General features: G+C 40.7%; 18 protein-coding genes and 2 pseudogenes. 9 read left to right on the forward strand and 11 right to left on the reverse strand.

Annotated features, from left to right (window positions below):
- Positions 1 to 61 precede the first annotated feature (61 nt).
- A complete protein-coding gene (locus RMY32_RS08835) occupies positions 62 to 937 on the reverse strand; it encodes an MBL fold metallo-hydrolase (RefSeq protein ID WP_322709782.1) in 876 nt (291 codons plus the stop codon).
- Between the two features lie 208 nt (positions 938 to 1,145).
- Positions 1,146 to 1,907: a 3'-5' exonuclease gene (locus tag RMY32_RS08840; protein ID WP_322709783.1), complete on the reverse strand. Its 762-nt coding sequence runs from the start codon at positions 1,905 to 1,907 to the stop codon at positions 1,146 to 1,148.
- A 226-nt stretch (positions 1,908 to 2,133) separates the two neighbouring features.
- Between RMY32_RS08840 and RMY32_RS08845 the strand changes: the two genes are divergently transcribed.
- The gene (locus tag RMY32_RS08845; RefSeq protein ID WP_322709785.1) at positions 2,134 to 3,207 is read left to right on the forward strand and encodes a pentapeptide repeat-containing protein; all 1,074 of its coding nucleotides are present in this window, start codon (positions 2,134 to 2,136) and stop codon (positions 3,205 to 3,207) included.
- Positions 3,208 to 3,273: 66 nt separating this feature from the next.
- Here RMY32_RS08845 and RMY32_RS08850 read toward each other — a convergent pair whose 3' ends face one another.
- The 3 genes from RMY32_RS08850 to RMY32_RS08860 all read right to left on the reverse strand — a co-directional run bounded on the left by RMY32_RS08850 (position 3,274) and on the right by RMY32_RS08860 (position 5,889).
- On the reverse strand, positions 3,274 to 3,495 hold the full coding sequence (locus tag RMY32_RS08850; protein WP_322709786.1) for a type II toxin-antitoxin system HicB family antitoxin: 222 nt from the start codon (positions 3,493 to 3,495) through the stop codon (positions 3,274 to 3,276).
- Positions 3,496 to 3,732: 237 nt separating this feature from the next.
- Complete coding sequence (locus tag RMY32_RS08855) at positions 3,733 to 4,686, reverse strand: heme o synthase (protein WP_322709787.1); 954 nt, start codon at positions 4,684 to 4,686, stop codon at positions 3,733 to 3,735.
- A gap of 267 nt (positions 4,687 to 4,953) precedes the next feature.
- The gene (locus RMY32_RS08860; RefSeq protein ID WP_322709788.1) at positions 4,954 to 5,889 is read right to left on the reverse strand and encodes a heme A synthase; all 936 of its coding nucleotides are present in this window, start codon (positions 5,887 to 5,889) and stop codon (positions 4,954 to 4,956) included.
- 404 nt (positions 5,890 to 6,293) lie between these two features.
- Between RMY32_RS08860 and RMY32_RS08865 the strand changes: the two genes are divergently transcribed.
- The 5 genes from RMY32_RS08865 to RMY32_RS08885 all read left to right on the forward strand — a co-directional run bounded on the left by RMY32_RS08865 (position 6,294) and on the right by RMY32_RS08885 (position 13,919).
- Positions 6,294 to 7,382 carry a cytochrome c oxidase subunit II gene (locus RMY32_RS08865; RefSeq protein WP_322709789.1) on the forward strand — a complete coding sequence of 363 codons (1,089 nt, stop codon included), beginning with the start codon at positions 6,294 to 6,296 and terminating at the stop codon, positions 7,380 to 7,382.
- A 151-nt stretch (positions 7,383 to 7,533) separates the two neighbouring features.
- Positions 7,534 to 9,270, forward strand: coding sequence for a cytochrome c oxidase subunit I (ctaD, locus tag RMY32_RS08870; protein ID WP_322709790.1), 1,737 nt, complete (start codon positions 7,534 to 7,536; stop codon positions 9,268 to 9,270).
- 116 nt (positions 9,271 to 9,386) lie between these two features.
- A complete protein-coding gene (locus tag RMY32_RS08875) occupies positions 9,387 to 10,013 on the forward strand; it encodes a heme-copper oxidase subunit III (protein ID WP_104909637.1) in 627 nt (208 codons plus the stop codon).
- A 1,412-nt stretch (positions 10,014 to 11,425) separates the two neighbouring features.
- Positions 11,426 to 12,586, forward strand: a complete 1,161-nt coding sequence (locus tag RMY32_RS08880) for a serine/threonine-protein kinase (protein WP_322709791.1) — start codon at positions 11,426 to 11,428, stop codon at positions 12,584 to 12,586.
- 256 nt (positions 12,587 to 12,842) lie between these two features.
- Positions 12,843 to 13,919, forward strand: a complete 1,077-nt coding sequence (locus tag RMY32_RS08885; RefSeq protein WP_322709793.1) for a PstS family phosphate ABC transporter substrate-binding protein — start codon at positions 12,843 to 12,845, stop codon at positions 13,917 to 13,919.
- Between the two features lie 142 nt (positions 13,920 to 14,061).
- Here RMY32_RS08885 and RMY32_RS08890 read toward each other — a convergent pair whose 3' ends face one another.
- The 5 genes and pseudogenes from RMY32_RS08890 to RMY32_RS08910 all read right to left on the reverse strand — a co-directional run bounded on the left by RMY32_RS08890 (position 14,062) and on the right by RMY32_RS08910 (position 18,675).
- On the reverse strand, positions 14,062 to 14,397 hold the full coding sequence (locus RMY32_RS08890; protein WP_322709794.1) for a XisI protein: 336 nt from the start codon (positions 14,395 to 14,397) through the stop codon (positions 14,062 to 14,064).
- Positions 14,385 to 14,801: pseudogene (locus RMY32_RS08895) on the reverse strand (XisH family protein). The gene RMY32_RS08890 and the pseudogene RMY32_RS08895 overlap by 13 nt, the downstream one beginning before the upstream one ends.
- A gap of 91 nt (positions 14,802 to 14,892) precedes the next feature.
- Positions 14,893 to 16,719 carry a tetratricopeptide repeat protein gene (locus RMY32_RS08900; protein ID WP_322709795.1) on the reverse strand — a complete coding sequence of 609 codons (1,827 nt, stop codon included), beginning with the start codon at positions 16,717 to 16,719 and terminating at the stop codon, positions 14,893 to 14,895.
- The gene (locus RMY32_RS08905) at positions 16,709 to 18,001 is read right to left on the reverse strand and encodes an ATP-binding protein (protein ID WP_322709797.1); all 1,293 of its coding nucleotides are present in this window, start codon (positions 17,999 to 18,001) and stop codon (positions 16,709 to 16,711) included. The genes RMY32_RS08900 and RMY32_RS08905 overlap by 11 nt, the downstream gene beginning before the upstream one ends.
- A gap of 500 nt (positions 18,002 to 18,501) precedes the next feature.
- On the reverse strand, positions 18,502 to 18,675 hold the full coding sequence (locus tag RMY32_RS08910; RefSeq protein ID WP_322709798.1) for a hypothetical protein: 174 nt from the start codon (positions 18,673 to 18,675) through the stop codon (positions 18,502 to 18,504).
- Positions 18,676 to 18,852: 177 nt separating this feature from the next.
- On the opposite strand from RMY32_RS08910, the gene RMY32_RS08915 reads away from it, so the two are divergent.
- The 3 genes from RMY32_RS08915 to RMY32_RS08925 all read left to right on the forward strand — a co-directional run bounded on the left by RMY32_RS08915 (position 18,853) and on the right by RMY32_RS08925 (position 19,970).
- Entirely contained in the window at positions 18,853 to 19,218 is a 366-nt protein-coding gene (locus RMY32_RS08915; RefSeq protein ID WP_322705138.1) for a hypothetical protein, read from the forward strand.
- 369 nt (positions 19,219 to 19,587) lie between these two features.
- Positions 19,588 to 19,761: a DUF6888 family protein gene (locus tag RMY32_RS08920; protein WP_322705137.1), complete on the forward strand. Its 174-nt coding sequence runs from the start codon at positions 19,588 to 19,590 to the stop codon at positions 19,759 to 19,761.
- Positions 19,758 to 19,970 (forward strand): DUF6887 family protein, encoded by a 213-nt coding sequence (locus tag RMY32_RS08925; protein ID WP_322709799.1) that lies wholly within the window; start codon positions 19,758 to 19,760, stop codon positions 19,968 to 19,970. Before RMY32_RS08920 ends, RMY32_RS08925 begins: the two co-directional genes overlap by 4 nt.
- A gap of 534 nt (positions 19,971 to 20,504) precedes the next feature.
- On the opposite strand, the pseudogene RMY32_RS08930 reads toward RMY32_RS08925, so the two are convergent.
- Positions 20,505 to 21,485, reverse strand: a pseudogene (locus tag RMY32_RS08930) (formylglycine-generating enzyme family protein); the annotation flags it as partial.
- Positions 21,486 to 22,016: the final 531 nt, after the last annotated feature.

Below are 22,016 nucleotides of genomic sequence, written 5' to 3' on the forward strand. Positions count from 1 at the left end.
GTTAGGGGGTTAGGTTTTTCGTGGGTTTTGCCATATAACCGAATAATTATAAATTATTTGGTCAATTCACAGATTCCATCCACTCAATACACTTGTGCATCTGCTGGCGGATGGTTTCTTTATCAGCATGAAACCTTCGTCCATGACCTGGTAGAACCCACTCAAAAGAATAATTAGCCAAGTTACGCATTGATTTAATCTGTTCTGACCAAGAATACCAGCAGAAATCGCGGAATGCAGCTAGTTGGTGCAAGCTTTCTGACCAAGCGAGATGATCGCCAGTAAACAGAAACTTATTTTTATAAAGTAGAACAGTTTGTCCTTTGGTGTGACCAGGAACTGGGATAATTAATAAATCTGGTGTCAAAGTAAATGGTTCAGAACCAGTTAGCTGTATTTCTACATTGCGAGTATCGGCAGTAATATCATCACTGTGGAGGATGCGATCGCACTGAAAATGCTCGGCAAACTTTTGATGATCTGCCACATCATCCTTATGAGTTAGGTACATATAACGAATTGGCCCCAGTTCTTCTAAACGCTTGACTAAAGGCGGCGTAAACCGGGGAGAATCCACCAAAATGTTACCTTCTGGAAGTTGAATTAAATAGCTAGCAGCACCGTAAGATTTTTCAGAATGATAGCCACAGTGATAAACATTTTCTGCTACTAATATTGGAAACTTTTCTTGAGCAACTTTGATATCTTTTGGTTTCTCAACAGTACCAATAGAACTAGTAGGACAAGCTAAAAGTGCTTCCAGCGCGGCTAATCTTTCCGCTTCATTCGTTGGTTGATGATAAACAGCCGATTGATCGTCAACATCATAAAATACTTCAGGAGCCATCCAGCGACAGGTATCACAATCAATACAGGTAGTATCTACATAAAAATCGCCGTTGACATTTTGAGGACGACGCTGATTTAAATGAGCCATATTAATTTTTTTGCTTCCACGCGCTCAAGGAGCGATAAACCTTATATCACTACGCTAGCAAAAGTAACTTGAGATTGTAGACTCCTGAAGGTTTGAGATAGGCTATCTGGACTTCAGGTCAAAGATTGATCGCACCTCTAGCCAACAGATGGAATAACATAAGCGCAATCAGTTTATTTGAGGAAATAATACATGAACTTTGCCTAGATTACTGACAAAATTCAATTGGGCTAACCATAAAAGGAAGTTCCTTAGTATCATCCACTGCCATTTTCCTCACCCAACTCTTAGCTTCAGGAATCCATTTAAAACCTGCCTTTTTTGCAAGTTCCCTATTGTCATAGGTTACAAGAGCTTTAAACCAAGCTTTGGGTCTTAACGCCATTTGAAACATGGCGTTCAGGTTCTCCATCCGATCAAAAAGATATGCGATCAATTGACAGTCTGTTAATGCCCTATGATTTCCAAAAATACCAACATCATGCGCTGCTGCTAACTCAATAAGAGATTGACCAGATCGGATTTGACGAGGCCATTCAAATTCAGTGCAGGTACAAACCCAACGAAGTGGTTCATTTTTAGAGTTCAACAAAACAGGTAGCAGACTCTTGCCATTATTTGAAGAACCAAACCACTTCTGATCAAACTCAGCATTGTGTGCCACAATAAATTGCGCCTTCTTTGCCATCTCAGTTATCATCCACACACTTTCAGCCACTTGTTCTTCTGTTATTTCCATTAACGGTGCTGGCTTAATCCGGTTTATATGCTCTGCCGGATTATTCTGTGCTGGAAGAAGAGCTGAATATTGTTTAATGGTGGTTTGATGTTTCACCGAATACAGAATAGCTCCTAGCTCTATAACCTGCCCTGTCTTAACGTCTAAGTCTGTGGTTTCTGTATCAAGAATTAGAACCTGCTCGGGTGTGGAAAACTGAGCATTGGGTGAAACAAAGGAATTTTGGGTCATAATAGAAATAGAAATAAATAATTGAAAACATGCCTACCAAGTTGAAAGCTTGGGGGCATTTTTTTGGCCTTTTGCAGCCGAATATATACACGTTACTTTGCTTGTATTATTTTGTCAACACTAGCGTGTATATCATCTTCTTTATGATTATTATGCTAGCGGCATTAATATCTACTAGTGTGTGGTACTATCTATATGCCTCGTAATCAAGTCTTAAAGAGAATTAATGAGAAAGATTAGCTGTAAGTTAAAAGACTTTATGGAAAAACGCCAGTTATCCCAGTACCAATTGGCTAAAAACACTCGTATTAGTGTCAATGCTATTAGCAGGCTTTACAAAGAAGAGTTTGATCGAATTGACTGCAACACTGCTGAAGCTTTATGTAATTACTTCGGCTGTGATTTGGGTGATTTGTTTATTATGCAAGCTGAAGGAATGAAAGAGGATGAGCTTATAGAACGGTATGATGCAGGAGAAAGAGATTTTTCTGGTGTAGACTTAGGCGGAGCTATTTTAAGTCAAGTAAGCTTGGCAGGAGCAAATCTAACAGGAGCAAACCTGACAGGAGCATACTTGTGTCAGTCCGACTTGAGCAAAACCAAATTAGATCAGACTGACCTGAGAAGAGCCGATCTTGAAGGGATAAACTTAAAAAGAGCAACACTCAGAGAGGCAAAACTCCTTTTTGCAAAGCTAGTGTCTGCAAAGTTATTTTATGCGGACTTGACTGAAGCAGATATCAGCCAAGCTTCTCTCCAAAATGCAGAGCTTGGGTGGGCAAACCTAAGTAGGACTGTTTTAAAAGAAGCAAATTTAGATAATGCAGAAATGGTTAGGGTCAACTTGAGAGGAGCAAACTTGACAAATGCCAAAGTGAGGAAAGCGAATCTCAAGTTTGCAGACCTGCGTGAGACAAAACTGATTGATACCGATATCGCTGATGCCAACTTAGAAGCAGCTTGTTTGGTTAATGCTGATCTGAGTAATGCTAACTTCAGTAAAGCCAAACTAAGAAAAGCTGATCTGAGTAGTAGCAACCTGAGATGTATCAACTTGACTGATACTGACTTGACTGATGCTGACTTGACTGATGCTGACTTGACTAATGCTGACTTGACTAATGCTAACTTGACTGGTGCTAACTTAACTGGTGCTAACTTGACTGGTGTCAGTTTACGGATTGCTGATCTAACCAATGCTAATTTGGAAGATGTTACCTTAAAGGGAGCAATCATGCCTGATGGTAAATTGCATCAATCTTTAAGCAGCGAAGAAGACAGATTCCTTGAACACTTTTAGCTTTTAAGCTTAAATTAGCTTGCACTGAGAGAACAAGCGTACTTATTTTTGATAGCTTTACAAGGATTAGGTAACTTCTTGATCAAGTATTGATAGAGTATGACCCAAACGCAATCCTAGTACAATCCATCCTTCAAGAGTATCTTGCAAATCCTCCCGGCAAGCTTCTAGTGTTGTAGCGTTTGCCCACACACCTTGACATTCTAGAATTTCGCCGTAGAAAGTTCCATCCTCAAGCAACTCATAAGTTGCTTTGTGCATTGCTGTACGAATGTAATTTGTCAACATTCAGCTTTTTAATCAATTTGGTTACAACTGAAATTTTATTTTTAATCGCAAATACGCAAAACTCTAATTATGTATAGCAACAGTCAAGGTGGTTAGGACATCAACAGAAAATAAAACTTAGACACAAAAAGGCTTTTCACCCAGTCCCCAGTCCCCAGTCCCTTGCTATATATTTTTTAATTTCCGAAAATGCGATCGCGCCCCTTTACCAAACGCGATCGCTAAATTTTCCATCCCCTAAGCTATAAAATGCAGATGATCGATCGCTGCATTAATTAAATTATGGGTAACGGGAAGACTATCAACTACCATCCCCAGACACAACAGCATCATATAGGAGATGGAATAGAGAAATAACTCTTTAGCTACAGCGCGATCCTCTGGATTTTGCAACAATCGCCAAGATTTGTGGATAAATAATCCTCCCAGAATTAGGGCGATCGCAGCATAAAGAATTCCACTTGCGCCCAAAGGATAAACCAATAACACGGTTGCAAATACTGTTACCAGCGTATAGTACCAAATCTGCTTCACGGTTGCCGTAGTACCTTCAATCACAGGTAGCATTGGTATCCCTACTTTTGCGTAGTCATCTTTAATCATCAGAGCTAGCGCCCAGAAATGGGGTGGTGTCCACAAAAAGACGATGGCAAAAATCAGCCATGCTGACCAGCTTAATGTGCCTGTGACAGCAGCCCAACCCACTAAAGCCGGAATTGCCCCAGCCGCACCACCAACAACGATATTCTGAGGGGTGTGGCGTTTCAGCCAGTGGGTATAAACCAAAATATAAAAGACGATGCCAGAGAAAGCTAGCAGGGCAGCTAACAAGTTGGCAAATACTGCTAGGAGTGTAAAGGAAATCGTCGCCAGTGCGATCGCAAAAATTAGAGCATCACGCGGCTGCACCTTACCGGATGGCATCGGACGATGGCGCGTCCGCTCCATGTCATAATCAATATCCCGGTCATAGACACAGTTAATCGTCTGGGCGCTTGCAGCAGCCAAAGTGCCACCAGTGAGAGTTACTAGCAACAGCAATGGGTCTACTTCACCCTTAGCAGCAATCCACATACTCCCAGCCGTGGTAATCAAAAGCAACGGAATAATCCGAGGCTTCGTTAGCTGGTAGTAACTTTGAATTACCTGTAAAAATGTTCCGTGGTGGCGAGAGACATTAGTCTCAATCATTTTGGCTCTGGTTCCTTATTTTTCAACAACTTATATGCAGCCCCCGCTCAAGCTGGCTCTTTTAAGCAAACAAAAACACAGATTTTCTGCACCTGCATGGGTCGCAATACTCGCCGTTGCGGCTTTCGTCGTTTAGTGGAGAGTGGGGAGCAGGGGGAGATGAGGGGGACAGGGGGGACAAGGGAGAATTATTGAACAAGTTTCTTCCTTGTCTCACCCCTCTTCCTTGTCTCCCTTGTCTTTTCCCAATGCTCAATGCCCCATTCCCTACTCAGCACTTAAAGCTCGTGAATCAGCACTAACTGAGTCACGCAGTGCGAGAACTGTGAAAACCACCAAAGTACCCAGCAAAGTAGCTCCTATAGCTTGGTGAGAGACGGTGAGAGGCTCGACTTGGAGGTGTAATTTGAAAGTGGCGAATCCCAACAAGATTTGTAAGGTTAACAACCCACCAGCCATATTTGCCAGTCGCCGTAAGGCTGGATGTAGTGCTGGTGTCCGCCAACAGATAAATACCATTGCCAAGGTTGCTACTGTTGGCGGCACCAAACCAGCAATATGGCTGTACATTACCGTACAAAGTTGAGAACCGCCGAGACATTGGTGTAGCGCCCAGCGAGAGCCTACTAAAGCACCTAGCAGACTTTGCAGGTAAACCAGAATAGCGGCAGTTAAACCGATCCAAGGCAACTTACCAACGGTTCCATTTCCCTGATAGGGTGTGAGTGCTGTGCCGATAATCAGCAGGGTGGTAAAAAACAACAGCGCCGTTCCTAAATGGGCGGTAACGATATCAAACCGCAAGAGTTCGGTAACGGTGAGTCCCCCCAAGATGCCTTGGAAGACAATTAAAAATAGGGCGAATGTAGATGCCCAAGGCAGCCATCTGGGTAAGAAACGACGATGCCACCAGGACAAACCAAAGAGTGCGATCGCGCTTACACCAATTAAAGCCGCATCCAATCTGTGAAACCACTCCAAAAACACTTGGAGATTCATTTGCTTGGCTGGCACGAGTTCGCCATAGCATAAGGGCCAGTCTGGGCAAGCAAGCCCAGCATTCATCACACGGGTGGCGCTGCCTATTGCCATCAAAATTAAGGTGGCTATGCATATTTTCCACACCAAGCGACGAATCATTTCCTTGGGCTTTTGCTGCTGAAGCGCCGCTTCATTTTGTTGTTGTAGGACAAATTCGCTCATGAATGATACCTTCTGCCCGTTCTTGGTGGCTCTCTTAAAATTTTCAATTTTCTTTTAGCGTCCTATCTTCACCCTAGCGTATAGGCTAAGGTTTTATAGATTAGCACTCACTTATACTTTGAATCACTCCAACAAGGTTTTGCCTGAAGCTTTAGGTATTTTTCAAGATGTGAGAAATTGATGAATGGCAATTAATTTAAACATCCTAAATTTTTCCTTAAATTTTTTTACTGATTTGCATCTATTTTTGGCGTTGTATGATAGTAAACTCATACTCAAAATTAGTGAAATAGCCAAAAAAATTAATAAAAATTTCAGACCTTTCTCTCCCATGTCTAACAGCCTAGACTACCTTAGTAAGTGAGCAGCTTTAAGATAACGTAGTAAATTCAATTAAGTAAGCCGTGAAGATTCCAAGTTCAATCTGGACATTACTCATTGGCATCGTGCTAACGCTCGCCAGCCTTTGGTACGGTCAAAATCACGGTCTGTTGCCAGCAGCAGCCACAGATGAAGCCGTCTTAGTGGATGGTCTGTTCAACGCGATGATGGTCGTTTCTACAGGTATATTCCTAATCGTCGAAGGTGTTTTAATTTACTCTGCATTTAAATATCGTCGGCGTGCAGGTGATAATGAAGACGGCCCACCAGTTGAAGGCAATATACCTTTAGAAATTCTCTGGACGGCGATCCCAGCAATTATCGTTATCGGTATTTCTGTTTACAGCTTTGATGTTTACAACGAAATCGGTGGCTTTGATCCCCATGCTATTCATGAAGCGCCGATGAATCAGGAGTCGATGAAAATGCCAGGGCATGGGAGTGCGATCGCCGCAACTTTAAGCGATACTCCACCCAGCACCGAACCCAACCTCAATCAAGAAAAATCTGATGAGGCAATGCAAGACCCAGCTACAGCAGAAGTCCGCAACGCTGACCAAATTCCCCAACTGCGGAATGCTCCAGGTGTCGGTAGTGTTGCTCCAACAATTGGGGGAACTCCTGATAAAGCAGGCAAACCAGCAGGATTACAGGTCAACGTCACAGGACTACAATATGCTTGGCTTTTCACCTATCCTGAAACTGGTATAACCACAGGTGAAATGCACGTCCCCATCGGGCGAGAAGTGGAAATTAATATGACAGCCAACGATGTCATCCACGCTTTCTGGGTTCCAGAGTTCCGCTTGAAACAAGATGCGATTCCTGGTAGGCAAAGCGAGATTCGCTTCACCCCCAAAACAGCAGGAGACTATACCCTAATCTGTGCTGAACTTTGTGGCCCCTACCACGGTGCGATGAGAGCGCCAATAGTTGTTGAGCCACAAGAAGCCTTTGACAAATGGATGCAAGAACAGCTAGTTGCCAGCAAAGAAACACTAAATCAAGCCGTTGCTGTTAATCCTGCCGATCTATCCCCAAATGAATTTCTCGCTCCTTACACCAAGGACATGGGAATTCAGCCAGAAATCCTCCATCAAGTTCACAAATAGTCATTAGTCATTAGTCATTAGTCATTAGTCATCGGTCATTAGTCATTAGTCATTGGTCATTAGTACTCATACCAATGACAAAGGACAAATGACAAAGGACAAGTGACAAAGGACAAATGACAAAGGACAAGTGACAAAGGACAAATGACAAATGACCCAAGCTCAAGTGCAAGAAACTGCCAACGCCCCTGCTCTTGTTGAGGAGCCAGGGATCAGAAAATGGCAAGACTACTTTAGTTTCAACACCGACCATAAGGTGATTGGGATTCAATACCTAGTCACTACATTCATTTTTTACTGTATCGGTGGCGTGATGGCTGACTTGGTTCGTACAGAACTGCGAACTCCAGAAGTCGATTTCGTCACCCCTGAAGTCTACAACAGCTTATTTACGCTGCACGCCACGATCATGATTTTCTTGTGGATTGTGCCAGCTGGTGCGGGTTTTGCTAACTTCCTCATCCCTTTGATGATTGGGGCAAAGGATATGGCATTTCCGCGCTTGAATGCTGTTGCCTTTTGGATGATTCCGCCTGCGGGTTTATTGTTGATCCTCAGTTTAGTGGTAGGCGATGCACCGGATGCGGGTTGGACTTCCTACCCTCCCCTGAGCTTGGTAACAGGTCAAGTCGGTGAGGGAATTTGGATTATGAGCGTCCTCCTACTAGGTACGTCATCGATTTTAGGAGCAATCAATTTCCTCGTCACATTGCTCAGGATGCGTATCCCCGGTATGGGTGTTCATCAAATGCCGTTGTTCTGCTGGGCGATGTTTGCTACCTCAGCACTGACTTTGGTATCTACACCAGTGTTAGCAGCAGGTCTAATTTTGCTGGCTTTTGACTTAATTGCCGGGACAACATTTTTTAACCCAACTGGGGGTGGCGACCCTGTAGTTTACCAGCACATGTTCTGGTTTTACTCCCACCCAGCCGTTTACATCATGATTTTGCCCTTCTTTGGGGCAATTTCAGAAATTATTCCCGTGCATTCCCGCAAGCCGATTTTTGGCTATAAAGCGATCGCTTATTCGTCTCTGGCTATTAGCTTTTTGGGGCTAATTGTTTGGGCGCACCACATGTTTACTAGCGGTATCCCCGGTTGGTTGCGGATGTTCTTTATGATCACCACCATGATCATTGCCGTACCTACGGGAATTAAAATATTTAGCTGGTTAGCAACCATGTGGGGCGGGAAAATCCAGCTTAATACTGCCATGTTGTTCGCTATTGGCTTTGTCGGCACCTTTGTCATCGGCGGGATCAGTGGCGTCATGTTGGCAGCAGTGCCTTTTGATATTCATGTCCACGACACCTATTTTGTGGTAGCACACTTACACTACGTGCTCTTTGGCGGTAGCGTCTTAGGGATTTATGCAGGCATTTACCACTGGTTCCCAAAAATGACGGGACGAATGGTGAACGAATTTTGGGGCAAGGTTCACTTTGCCTTAACAATAGTGGGTCTAAATATGACCTTCTTACCAATGCACAAGCTGGGATTAATGGGCATGAACCGCCGCGTCGCTCAGTATGACCCCAAATTTACCTTTATCAACGAAATCTGCACTTACGGCGCTTACATACTAGCAGTTTCGACATTCCCCTTCATCATTAATGCGATTTGGAGTTGGTTATACGGCGAGAAAGCTGGTAATAATCCTTGGAGGGCGCTTACCTTAGAGTGGATGACTACATCACCACCTGCGATCGAGAATTTCGATCGAACCCCAGTACTAGCTACAGGCCCCTACGACTACGGTTTGGAAAAGGCTGACGAAGGTGTACCTTTATCCGATCCCAATCCAGTCTTATCTGGCGGGCCGAACTCAGTATTAAGAGCAGAACCCGACTCTGCGGTTGCTGCTAATCCCGAAGACCGGAAATAAAGTTAGGAGTTATGAGTTATGACTTTAATAAAGTTGTTAGTTCAAAATTTTTAACTCCTAACTTTTAACTCCTAACTTCTAACTCCCCATTCCCCATTCCCCACTTATAAAAATTCATGCAAAGTCAAACTATTGACCCAGCTAAAACCGAACTAAATCATCACCATGCAGCGGAAGCGTCCGTCGGTCATCATGAAGAACATCCAGACCATCGGATGTTTGGGCTAATTGTCTTCCTGATTGCTGAAGGGATGATTTTTATGGGGTTGTTCGGAGCCTATTTGGCTTTCCGTGCTACCTTACCTGCATGGCCGCCAGCAGGTACTCCAGAATTAGAACTTTTGTTACCTGGAGTCAACACCATCAATCTAATTTCTAGTAGTTTTGTCATGCACAATGCCGATACTGCTATCAAAAAGAACGATGCGCGGGGTGCGCAAATCTGGTTAGCAATTACCGCTGCAATGGGTGCTATCTTCTTGGTGGGTCAAGTATATGAATATACCCATTTAGAATTTGGTTTAACTACCAATTTATTTGCGAGTGCATTTTACGTTTTGACTGGTTTCCACGGATTACACGTTACCATCGGCGTTTTGGCAATCGTTGCCGTGTTGTGGCGATCGCGCCTTCCGGGTCACTACAGTAACGAAAAGCACTTTGGCATTGAAGCAGCCGAAATCTATTGGCACTTCGTTGACGTAATTTGGATTATTTTATTCGGATTACTGTATCTACTGTAAGTATTAATTAACTAGTTGTTTAATCCACGCGGACAACTTAATAAGCCCCCACTAGGGGGCTTTTTTAATTAACAGAATAAAAATACCAGTGAAAATGAATATAAAGACGTAAATGTTGGGTTTAAAAAACTCACAAAAACCAAAATCTAATCATTAACAGAATTATTCAACCTAATAAATTCAGCTTGCTGCGCTAGTAAATTTTTTTTGTATTGCCTTATACAAAGGTAAGAAACATAAATAAGGCATATTTATTAGCTGCCAAAAAAGTTATACCAATTCTCTAAAATGAGACAACACATTCAAACCCCGAAAGCCATGCTATATCTGACTTTATTAATTACAAATTGGTATTAAATAAAAACATATAAAAATCAGCTTCGACTATTTATTCCAACTATTACTTTTGCTAGATGCAACTGAGTGATTGTAAATGATATAAAGACGAGTAAAGTAAAAAGTGGGAAAAGTGGGAAAAGTAGGATGTTTTAGAGAAAGTATTGAATAACCAGTTAATATACTGTAAATTAATGTTATAAGGACTGAGTAAACCAATAAATAAACAAAGTTCGCAAATTTATACGGATTTAATTTAAGGAAATCCAGTTATAATATTTATTCTAGTCATAAAAGTAGAAACTTGAAGTTATTGGAGAGATTGCAAGTATTGTAATTCGCAATTTTGCTTTTTCATTCAAGTATTTGGTACCAATTCTAAAAATAAATGCTTACGACAGATAACCCAACCTGCACTGACGCACACCCTTCTCTTGCTAAGGGTAGGTAGGGATGGATTTTTTTAACAATTGGTATCATACATATTAATTGTGGCATTTTGTGGAAGCGAATACGCATTAAAGATTTGCCAGAATTATTAGGAAATCGAGAGCGTAAAATGTGTGAGCGATCGAGAAGTTACACCTAACTATCTCAAAAACTTACCCAATCTTTTTTAGTTTTTTCGTCAAATTCACATCGCTCTGATAACGCGATCGCAGTTAGTAACGACTAGAATCTGATGACAAAATGGTAGCGAACACTTTAAGTGCTATTTGTGCCTTTAAATTTCACTGCTCAAGGTTTCGTCAGTAATCAGACTTAACAGTTAAAAGAATTAACCATTTTAACTCATAAATATTATTCTCTGTCCATAGCTTAAATACTGTGGACTAGTGTTAAATTTACTTAAGTGATAATATGATTACAGAAGTATTTCATAAATTAATTTTGTATTAAGATATTTGTAAGGGTATTCAACAAAGCAGTCAAGCAACTAAGCACCAAAGGTATCCAAAGCATAGGTCGCACGATGGCTAACTGCCGCAAAGATCGGCAAATTTAACGGTAAGCAGTTATTCATAACCTCATTCAAGCTCTGAATGGTCAGTAAATTAAAAAGTAGTATACGCCACATGAGCCAGAACCCTCTAGTTAGAAAAACACTCCGAAGTCGCTTTGAAACTGTCAAAGTGATGGGAAGCGGAGAATCTGGTAATACTTACTTAGTAGGGGTTGCTACACGTAACAGACATCGCTCCTCTTTCAACAGAAAAACACTTCGGAATCGCTTTGAGATTGTCAAACAGTTAGGAAGTGGCGGTTCTGGTGATACCTACTTGGCCATTGACTTGGATTTACCAGGACAACCTCATTGTGTGGTCAAACATTTTCATCCAAAAGATTCCAACCCTGCTGTTCTACCCATTGCTAAAAAGCTGTTCGATCGGGAAGCAGAAGTTTTATACCAGCTAGGCAACAACCACGAGCAAATTCCGAGACTGTTTGCTCATTTTAATGAAGACGGGGATTTCTATTTAGTTCAGGAATATATTGACGGTCATGCCTTGACTCAAGAAATTGTCCCAGGTCAGCGTCTCAACGAGAATACAGTCGTAAATTTATTAAAAGACATCCTAGAAGTACTGGCTTTCGTCCACCAACACGATATTATTCACCGAGATATTAAGCCTCAAAACTTAATGCGGCGGTACTCGGATCGAAAGATTGTGCTAATTGATTTTGGCAGTATTAAGAAAATTGGTGCTTTGGGAGCAGGCTTAACAATTGCGGTTGGGACTCCTGGCTATATGCCAAGCGAACAGGCTAAGGGAAAGCCAAAACTTTGCAGCGATATTTATGCAGTCGGGATGATTGGCATCCAAGCTTTAACAGGTTTAATGCCTGAACAATTACCAGAAGATCCCACTACTGGAGAAGTTATCTGGCGCGACAAGGCAGAGGTAAGTGATGCTCTGGCAAATATTTTAGATATAATGGTTCGCGATCGCTACAACCAGCGTTATCAGTCTGCCACAGAAGCTTTACAAGCACTTAATTCTGATGATGTAGCGTTATCACAGTCTTCACAATCTGCTGACATCAACTACAAGGCTGATGATACCTATTTGCTAACTTATAGAAACTTTATTTTGCTACTGGGCATTGGTCTTGGTGCAACTACGAGTTTGATAGTAATAGTTTTAATCTATACATTCATTAATACGGGGACATCGCTTCCAAACCAACCTACTCAACTAAAGAGTTTTATAGGAAGGTTGAGTTCCCATTATTAACTAATACAAGTAGTCTACTAGCTAAATCAGTACCTAACAGAAGAATCTGTCAAAGCAATTGCACCATTGCAAAAACTACCAAAGAGTAAATTTAATTTCACTAAACTAGAAAAGTTAATTATCTAGCAGCAATCATCAAACTGTCTATTAACTAGCTATTACAGATTTAGTTTGAATTTAAATATTTCATGATTACCATAGGATAAATACTTAGATATTCCTGTAAGATAAATACAATGAAACAATATTTAAAAATATGGACAATACAAATCAAAGAAAAGCTTTAATTAACAGCGAAATCTCCCTCTTTCTTAGAGGTTTGATTATTGGTAAAGTTCTCACACTTATGGTTATTGGCGGATTACTTTGGTGGTTATTGAAGCCAAATTTATTGTTCCGCAACAGTGTTAACTCTTCCTCCAATCAAAATTTCAATCGCGTCTCTAAGAATGAATCAACTTTTCAGACAGTTGCTGATGTTCCCCCTGCATCATTCAACTACGGAGGTAGTACCGCTTGGGCATCTATTCGGCAATTGGTAGATTCTCAGATCCAGAGCGATCGCCCGGAACTAAGATTACGCTACGTAAACCCTGTTAATGCTAGTCCTGGTTCTAGCTCTGGCATTCGGATGTTGCTTGATGGGAAAATAGACTTTGCTCAGTCTTCCCGTCCCCTCACAGATGAAGAACAAGCTATGGCAAAAGAGCGAGGTTTTACCCTTGAGGAACGCCAAGTGGGTAAAGATGGGATAGCAGTGGTAGTCAACCCATCACTCAATGTGCCTGGTTTAACTGTTGACCAATTGCAGCAAATTTATTTGGGGAAAATTACTAACTGGAATCAAGTCGGCGGGCCAAATCTACCCATCACAGCTTTTTCGCAACGACCAGAAGACGCAGATACAGTAATATTTCCTAACAATAGCGACTTAAAAGGGCAAGCATTTGGCTCTAATGTGCAATATGTCTACTCAACTACAGAGGCAGTGCGCCAACTCAGTAAAACCCCTGGTAGTGTGTATTATGCTTCTGCCCGTTCGGTAGTCTTTCAATGTACCGTGAAGGCTTTACCATTGGGTCAGAGTTCCAATCGGCTAATTACCCCCTATCAAACGCCGATGGTTTCGCCTGAACAGTGTCCGCGTCAGCGCAACCAACTAAATACTCAGGCGATCGAAAATGGCAGCTATCCGATGATTGCTAATTTGTTTGTGATTATTAAGCAGAATAAAGGACGGGAACAGCAGATTGGAAATGCTTATGCCAATCTTTTATTAACCGATCAGGGACAAAGAGCAATTGAGAAAGCTGGTTTTGTTGGCGTTCGCTAGTAGATTTATTTGAAGGACAATTGAGCAAGCTTTCCAGAGATACCCGACTTCTTAAACAAGTCGGGTATCTCTGGAGAGGGATCGCTTTTCTATTTATTTACTACTTGTTCAATATTCATTTATTCATCGCTTGAGTTGAAGTTCACTCGACAGCATAAGAAGTAAACTGGCGCTTAAAAGGAGAATGGAACCCAATAACAATATCAGAAGGGGGTACACCTAACTCAACCAATCGTTCAGCAACAGACTCTTCTGTACCATTATACTGTATCCATATTTTCCCATCTTGAATATCAAAATGTATGACTGGACCAAACACCCGCTTATCTCCTTGCCAGCCAACGTAAGCTAGTTGATAATGGTTGTTTTCATTGTCTAAAATTAATTGTGATTTGACAGTATCGGTATTAGACGTGATTTGTTGATGTTCGCTGAGAATTTGTTTGATAAATTGTCGATAGCGTTCTATTTTATCCATAGCCGAATTTCCTCACGCTTGGGGTCGTAAATTATCAATTTAACTTGGTAACGATGAAGGGTGCGTTGGACAAAAGAAAGTTGGAAAAAGTCTTAATATGTTTCGATAGGAACAGCTAAATAAAGCACTCTGTCTGCTTCTTTTTCTTCAAGAGCTTGGCAGTAATTCAAATATTGTCCGAGTGCAGTATGAAATTCACTGATATCTGAATCTGCAATAAAACTCTTAATTTCAACAGCTATTTTCTCTGTATTCCGTTCTGCGGCAATGGCATTTTCAGCGGCTAAGTCTATTTGTAGTTTAATCGCTTCACTAACACGAATTGTAAAAGGGTCGTGAGTAATTATCCACCCATCTTTGATTAATGCTTGTTTTACCTGTTGATGAAAAACATCTTTAGCCATTTTGCTATCTTTAGATTAGAGTCTCAAAATGAAAACATTCTATTTTTATGATATTTTAACGTTTAGCTGAACCCAAAATTAGATTTTTGCTTTATGCAGTGCTTTCCCCGAAGGGGTTGTCGTTCGCGCAGCGTGTCGTAGACAAGACATCGCACTCTCCATTATTCTGCATTGCTGCGGCAAGTTTATCTAAATTTTGACGAACAGTAACACTACGATGATGATTTACACCCCACACTCGTTCGCAAATATCCAAAGCTTGCAAATAAAGCGGTTCAGCTTCACCGTAACGTCCAGTTTCACGATAAATTTCTGCCAGATTATTCAGACTTTCGGCAACATTGGGATGATTTTCTCCCAATAGGTGCTTATCAAGTTCTAAGGCTTTTATACATAAGGGTTCCGCTTCATTGTAACGTCCCTGTTCTCTGTACATATAACCAAGAGCATAGATCGTGTCTGCTAATAGCGGATGCGCTTTTTGTAATACACGCTGCTTGAGTTCTAATGATTCCAAAAATAAAGATTCTGCTTCACTGTAGCGTCCTTGAGCGCGGTATATTAAACCTAAATTGTGCAAATCTGTAGCAACATCAGGATTTTCTTCTCCCAAAAATCGCTTATCTAATTCTATTGCTTGTTGCGACAAAGGTTCAGCTTCACTGTAACGTCCTTGATGATAATAAAGTAGCGCTAAATTATTTAGTATAAGAGCAAAAGAAAGATGATTTTCACCCAGCAGACGTTTTTCGAGTTCTAATGATTGCAAATACAAAGGTTCTGCTTCGTCATAACGTCCTTGTTCATCATATAGTAATGCCAAATTGTTCAGACTAGCGGCGACATCAGCATGGTTTTCTCCTAACAATGCTTTCCTCAGTTCTAAAGCTTGTTGATATAGGAGTTCTGCTTTACTATATTGTCCAGTAGATTTGTAAAGTCCTGCCAAATTATTCAGGCTAGTAGCAAAAGCAGGATGATTTTCTCCTAACAAGCGTTTTCTCAGTTCTAAAGCTTGTTTATATAAGGGTTCGGCTTCACTGTAGTTTCCTGTTGCGCGATATATTCCTGCTAAATTGTTGAGGCTATTAGCTAAGTCTATCTGCAAACCTAATTCATTTTGTAACTCACTCGCTTTCCGCAAATATTTAATTGCTAATTCCTGTTCTTCTTGATAGTTTTGAGATTCACCCCGATCTAATCTGCTGTGGTAAATATCACCCAATCTTGAGTATAAAGTAGCCAAGGTGGGGTCTTTAGTTCCCCGTTCTTGTTCTACTTTCTCGATTAACCTTTGTAAATCTTGAATGGGTAAGAAAAAGCGATTAGTTTCATTAGTATCTGTGCTAGCTAATTCTGTGTCTCGAAAAACAAAGCGGATATTTTCTAATTCTTTACCAGGAATAGCATTTGTCTTTTGAGATTCAAACCGAAATACACCGTTGCGCCAACTCCAAAAATCAGGAGCTTTTTTAATTAAGTTGACTAAAATTTGATTAGTTACCCAAAGCACGATCGCAAATGGAAATTCGCGCAATCCTTCCCTTGTCCACTGTAAGTAACCAAAAAATTTCTCCTGTTCTGATTGCTCATTTCCCAACCTAAGAAAATACAATTGTTCAGCACCCATCACAGTGATTACCGCCGGGTTCTGCTGACGGAGATATTCTTCTTGTTGTAGCAGTTGGTTAAGAGCAGCTTTGATACTAGGTTCTTGACGTGCTAAAGTTACTCGATATGCACCGAAGGCGGGTTGGAGTTCAGCTTCATATTGAGCAATAATCCGATCGCGAAAGCTAGCATCATCGCAAACCGCAATCAGTAAATTTAATCCCCGCTTTTGAGCTTCAATAGAAACAATTAAATCATCATACGCATCTTGATTTTCTCCTTCATCAAATAATTCCTCATTTAACATTAATGGCTCCCTGTCTTCTCAAGCTTTCGATAATAATTGGATGAACATCATACCAAGTTTCATCAGTGCGATATTCTAGAACATACAGCCCGTGTAACAAATCTAAAAACTCTGCTTGTTTGGGGTCGTTGGGCATAAATTGTTCATAAACGCTCTGCAAAATATCGATATCAGTTTTTCCTAAACGTATCGAAAAATCATTGCGAATTTTATTGATTGCTTGCAGAAGAATTTTATCATCAATGATAACTTCGGCTGAGGGGTTTCGCCGGATAGTTCGCAAACAAATGCGGCAACATTCTTTAGAAATCCGAATTAATTCTCGCAATACACCACCACTGTAAATCACAATTTTCTCAGCCGTTGGTGCTGCGATTAATTCACTGGGAATCCGCTTTTGTAAAACTTCTCCGAGAATCTTTGTTGCTTCCGGGCGAGGTTGGGCATTTGGGAAGCGATTTTTACCTTTATCAAATATTTTTAATACAGGCATTGCCACAACTTGGTCGTTAGTTTCAGTGGCAATTATTGTGCTAATAAATGTTTCTCGAAGGACTGCGATCGGGATAGTGTAGATAATTTGAAAGTTAGGTTGACAAAGAGCTTTAATGTTATCTCGATAAATTTCGTTAACTCTGCCTAAATCCAGTTTATCTAAATCATCAATAATAACTAAAACGTTTTGTTTAGTTGCAGCTTGAATTAAAGCAGCTATTTCGTTAATTCTCGCAACTAAATCTGATAACTTGCGTTCAAATTCTTGCTTAATTTCATCCCGAACGCTTGCATCAGCTTTTAATTTCGAGCTAATCAACTTTAAGAGGTCAAAACCTATACTTACTTCTGCTTGCAAATTTGATTCTTCAGTGCGAGTGCGAGTAGCGAACCACTTATAAAGAGCTTCTTTTGTCGATTGTGGAATATCAACTTTGCGAGCTTCTGCCTCTGTCATTAAATTAACTGCGATCGCAAACAGTATATTAATATGATTAACTGCCGACATTTCAATTTTATCGGCAATAGAAAACAGAACTACAAAATATTTATCTTGAATTTGTCGGCTCAACTCAGCTAACAAAGTAGACTTACCACATCCTCGATGTCCTGTAAAGACTATTTTGCCATCTCCATTAGGACTATCTTCTACTAATTGGTTTAGGTCTGCAATCAAATCATCACCATATTCGACTCGAAATCTTTCCATTTCGTTCCGTTCCATTAACGGAAACAGTTCGAGATTGCTGTATGCTTCTTGAAAGGAGTTTAATAAGTCTTGAGACATTGGATAGTGCTGTTAACGTGCTAACTATTCATATAATGGCTCATGATTTTTGAAGCACAAGTTTAGGTCATGTCTAGGATAGAGTCTGCCTACATAACTTCTCAAATTCCGTTAATAAATAACTACTAAGTGAGTAGTATGTTATGTCTGAAAAATGGATGCCCTAATTCCCAAATTTCAACCTATCAATAAGTAACAGAGGTTAATAATCAATCAGACTGAATGATAGATTATACATTCGATAATTCAGACTGAATGATAGATTATACAGATAACATCCTAAAACTTACTTAACATATAAATAAAATAAAATTTTCAGTTATAAAAATAAATTTTTAGTGTGCTTCGTCTCATTTCCCTCTAGCCGATGCGATGGTAGCTGTTGTTACTATTAGTTAGTAGTCTGTCAAGGAATAATTAACGAGTACATTCTTTGTAGAGACGGCGATTTATCGCGTCTGTCTAACGCGTCAATTTTTTAGACGCGATAAATCGCGTCTCTACATGAGATAATAAAGCTCCGCGACATCAAAACCAGCTTTTGCGACATCAAAACCAGCTTTTGTGACATCAAAACCAGCTTTTGCGACATCAAAACTAGCTTTTGCGACATCAAAACTAGCTTTTGCGACATCAAAACTAGCTTTTGCGACATCAAAACTAGCTTTTCTCAACGAATTTCAGCAAATATACCCGCATCTATCTAATTGGCTAATGCCATCCAATGCTTTTATAATTCTGTAACTTCACTGTGGCTGGTGCATCTGCTTGTTGCGTATCTTGATGATATATAAATAACTCAGTGTATAAAGTCAGGGTTATTTATAAATTAATCCAAATAGGAAAACTATATGCAACGGAAACGAAACTCCATCTCACTGACTAAAGCTGAACGACGGATTGAAGGAATGCAGACAATTAACCCTCAGTTAGACTTTAGTAATGGGTTTTCAATTGCTACTTACAACACTAAAGTAATTGAGTTACGAGAAAAGTTAGCCGCTTATAATCAAGCACAAATAATAGTAGATAAGACACACAATGCATTAATAGAAGCAGAACGAGAGTTGAATACTTATTCTGAGCAAATGCTGTTAAACGTTGCATCTCGCTATGGCAAAAATAGTGATGAATATGGGATGGCTGGTGGAACGCGCAGGTCAGACCGCAAGAAACCACGTCCAGTAGTAAACCAAACAGTGACATCTGTGAAGTAATTGTTTGGACTCGCCGCTTCTTTAGATAAGGGTGCGTTGACCTTTGTGACAACGCACTATTAAATAATTCGTAATTCGTAATTCGTAATTCGTAATTAAGTTTTATGACGGGGATTTAGACCTGATATTTGATGGCGAGATTGAAAAACACTGCCTTATCAATAGACCTCTTACAAAAGTAATTTTTGCACTCTTGTGGGAAAAGCGGAAAGGTTAAAGGGAAAAGGTTTTTTATTGTTCCTTTCCCCTTTCCCCCTTACCCTTTTTCCTACTTTTGCAAGAAGTCTAATTTACAACATAGATGGTTTGATATTTTCTCCTTACCTGCTATTCTGATTCCAAGCTATGGGGTTATGAGGTATACAAATCTTGCCAACTGCTGAACAAGGCATCAGGTGTGTCATACTATGTCAATCTTTGACCAATACATTCACTCCTATTTACATTATCCGCCTCGATGAACAAACAGGTAATGTGTTTATTTTGGCAGGAGATAACATAGAGATAGAAATCTATCGCAATGGTTTTTGGAGGTTCTTGTGATTGAGCCAGACTTTAGCAGCATGAGCAAAACCAAGTTAAGAGCCTTCGTCATTGCTCACCCCGATAACAAAGCAGCGTTTCGTGCTTTTGTTGACCGCTTTACATCTGAAGCATCTCCAGAGACTTTTGACATCCCAAAATCGAATGCTGAGATTGAAGAAGTTGAGATTTTGATTAAACAAAAATTAGAACAATTAAAAATGAGCTAAATTTTAGAGGTTGTTTGAAAAGTCCTCTTCTTGGTAGCAAAACGTTTTAGATCCCCCTAAATCCCCCTTAAAAAGGGGGACTTTGATTCCGGTTCCCCCCTTTTTAAGGGGGGTTAGGGGGGATCAATGAGTGCCTAAAATCACAGCCAAGCACTTTTGAAACATCCTCTTAGCTCGACTTTATCCATTTTTTTCACAACGCGATCGCTTAATCTGAAACCTTTGTAGGACAGGAGTTTTACTTTTTTAGCTTCATCGACTATCTATCACGTGGAAAAAGTATTTGCCAAAAAGCTAGGGTTTTTGCCGGATAAAGAAAGCGAGTTCTTAATTTTGGATAAAGTCGAGCTTAGAAGTTTCTTTTAAATGTCGCAAAATTAATTGAGTCGAACAACTGTTCGGTTTTGCAACTTACCAAGCTATCCGACTCGGTTTTATATTCGGAGGTTGTCGCCTTCCTCGCTGGTTCAGGTCTGGGCTCCCTGGTGTACGCTCGATAAATTCCCACTTATCAACTCTGACTTTGGGGAGTACTCACGCCACAGCCACCGCCACCACGCGAAAACCAACATCGTAGTCACGATTCGCACGCGCGCGCCTATTGCGATCGGCAGAACGGCAACCCCTGGCATAGCCGAACCAACTACCGCCACGCAGCAGCTTTAGGTCATTATTTTTACCAGTCAGCCACGCACTACCATCTTTTGGCGCACCCTGGTAATTGTCATTATATATATCTTGACACCATTCCCATACATTACCATGCATGTCGTATAAACCGAAAGAGTTTGGTGAAAATTTTCCTACATCTGTTGTTTGTTGACGATATTCCCTTTTTGGTGCAGAGCCGTAAGGATAGTTACCGTTGTAGTTAACTAAACCTGTGGTAATCGTTTCACCAAAATAAAAAGGTGTTTTGGTTTCAGCACGGCAAGCATATTCCCATTCGGCTTCGCTGGTTAGTCGATAGGTTTTTCCTGTCTTTTGACTCAACTTTTTACAAAATTCTACTGCATTATCCCAACTCACCTGTTCTACAGGTCGTTTCTCACCTTTGAAACTAGAAGGGTTACTACCCATAATTGCTTGATACTGTGCCTGGGTGATTTCATATTTACCCATGAAGAACCCAGGCACTTTTACCTGATCCTGTGGACTTTCATCTTTCTCTCTTTCTGCTTCTTTTTCCAGTGAACCCATCATAAAGGTTCCCCCTGGTATCTGCACCATTTCCAAGGTGACATCATTCCCTAAGTTTTCAACAAAGTATTTCGCTTCATTATTACTACGGTTGGCGATATTTCCCTGTGCATTGACAGTCACCGTTTCAAATGAAAAGCTTTTTAAGCTATTGGAGGAAACGTCAAACGGGTTCAGGTTACTAGGAAGTCTTGTTATTTCTGGTGTAGATGCTGGTGTAGTTTCTCCTGAATCAGACCGCCAGATACGAGGTACTACAATTGCCAAACCCAACCCAGCACCCGCAAACCCAACAGTTATCACTCTTCGCCGCGACCAGTTAGGTAATATTAGTTTTTTTGATGGCGTTGAAGGTGTTGCAATTGTAGATGTTGCAAATTGTTCCGCACCAGAAGCCTGAGTATTATTAATCGGGAATGGTGAGATTGGCTTGGGAGGTGTTTGAGAAGGTTTACTTATAGGTGTATTTGTGACTGACTTAGATGCTTGTGGAATTGTTTGCTGGGGTAAATCAGGATTTGCAGAACTATTTCGCAACCGTTCAATTCTTTGTAAACCTCTCACTGCGTCCATATCTTGCCCTAAAGCCGCAGCTAATACCCGAATCCATAGTTGCTCTGCTAAATCCAAATTGCTGTTTACTTCTGCTTGGTAAGCATCATTTTTCAACGTGGCGATATCTGCTAGAGTTGCATATCGTGGTACAAGTATTAACCCAAGTTGCTAGTTATGCTTGCAGGTGTTCAGGTGGCATTGCATAAGCAATAAAATCCCCTCCAGAGGAAAAATTAGGAGGGGTAATGTTAAACGAAATAATTACAATTTATGCTATCACTGATGACCTAT

The sequence above is a fragment of the Nostoc sp. ChiSLP03a genome (assembly GCF_034531215.2).
GTDB lineage: Bacteria > Cyanobacteriota > Cyanobacteriia > Cyanobacteriales > Nostocaceae > Nostoc.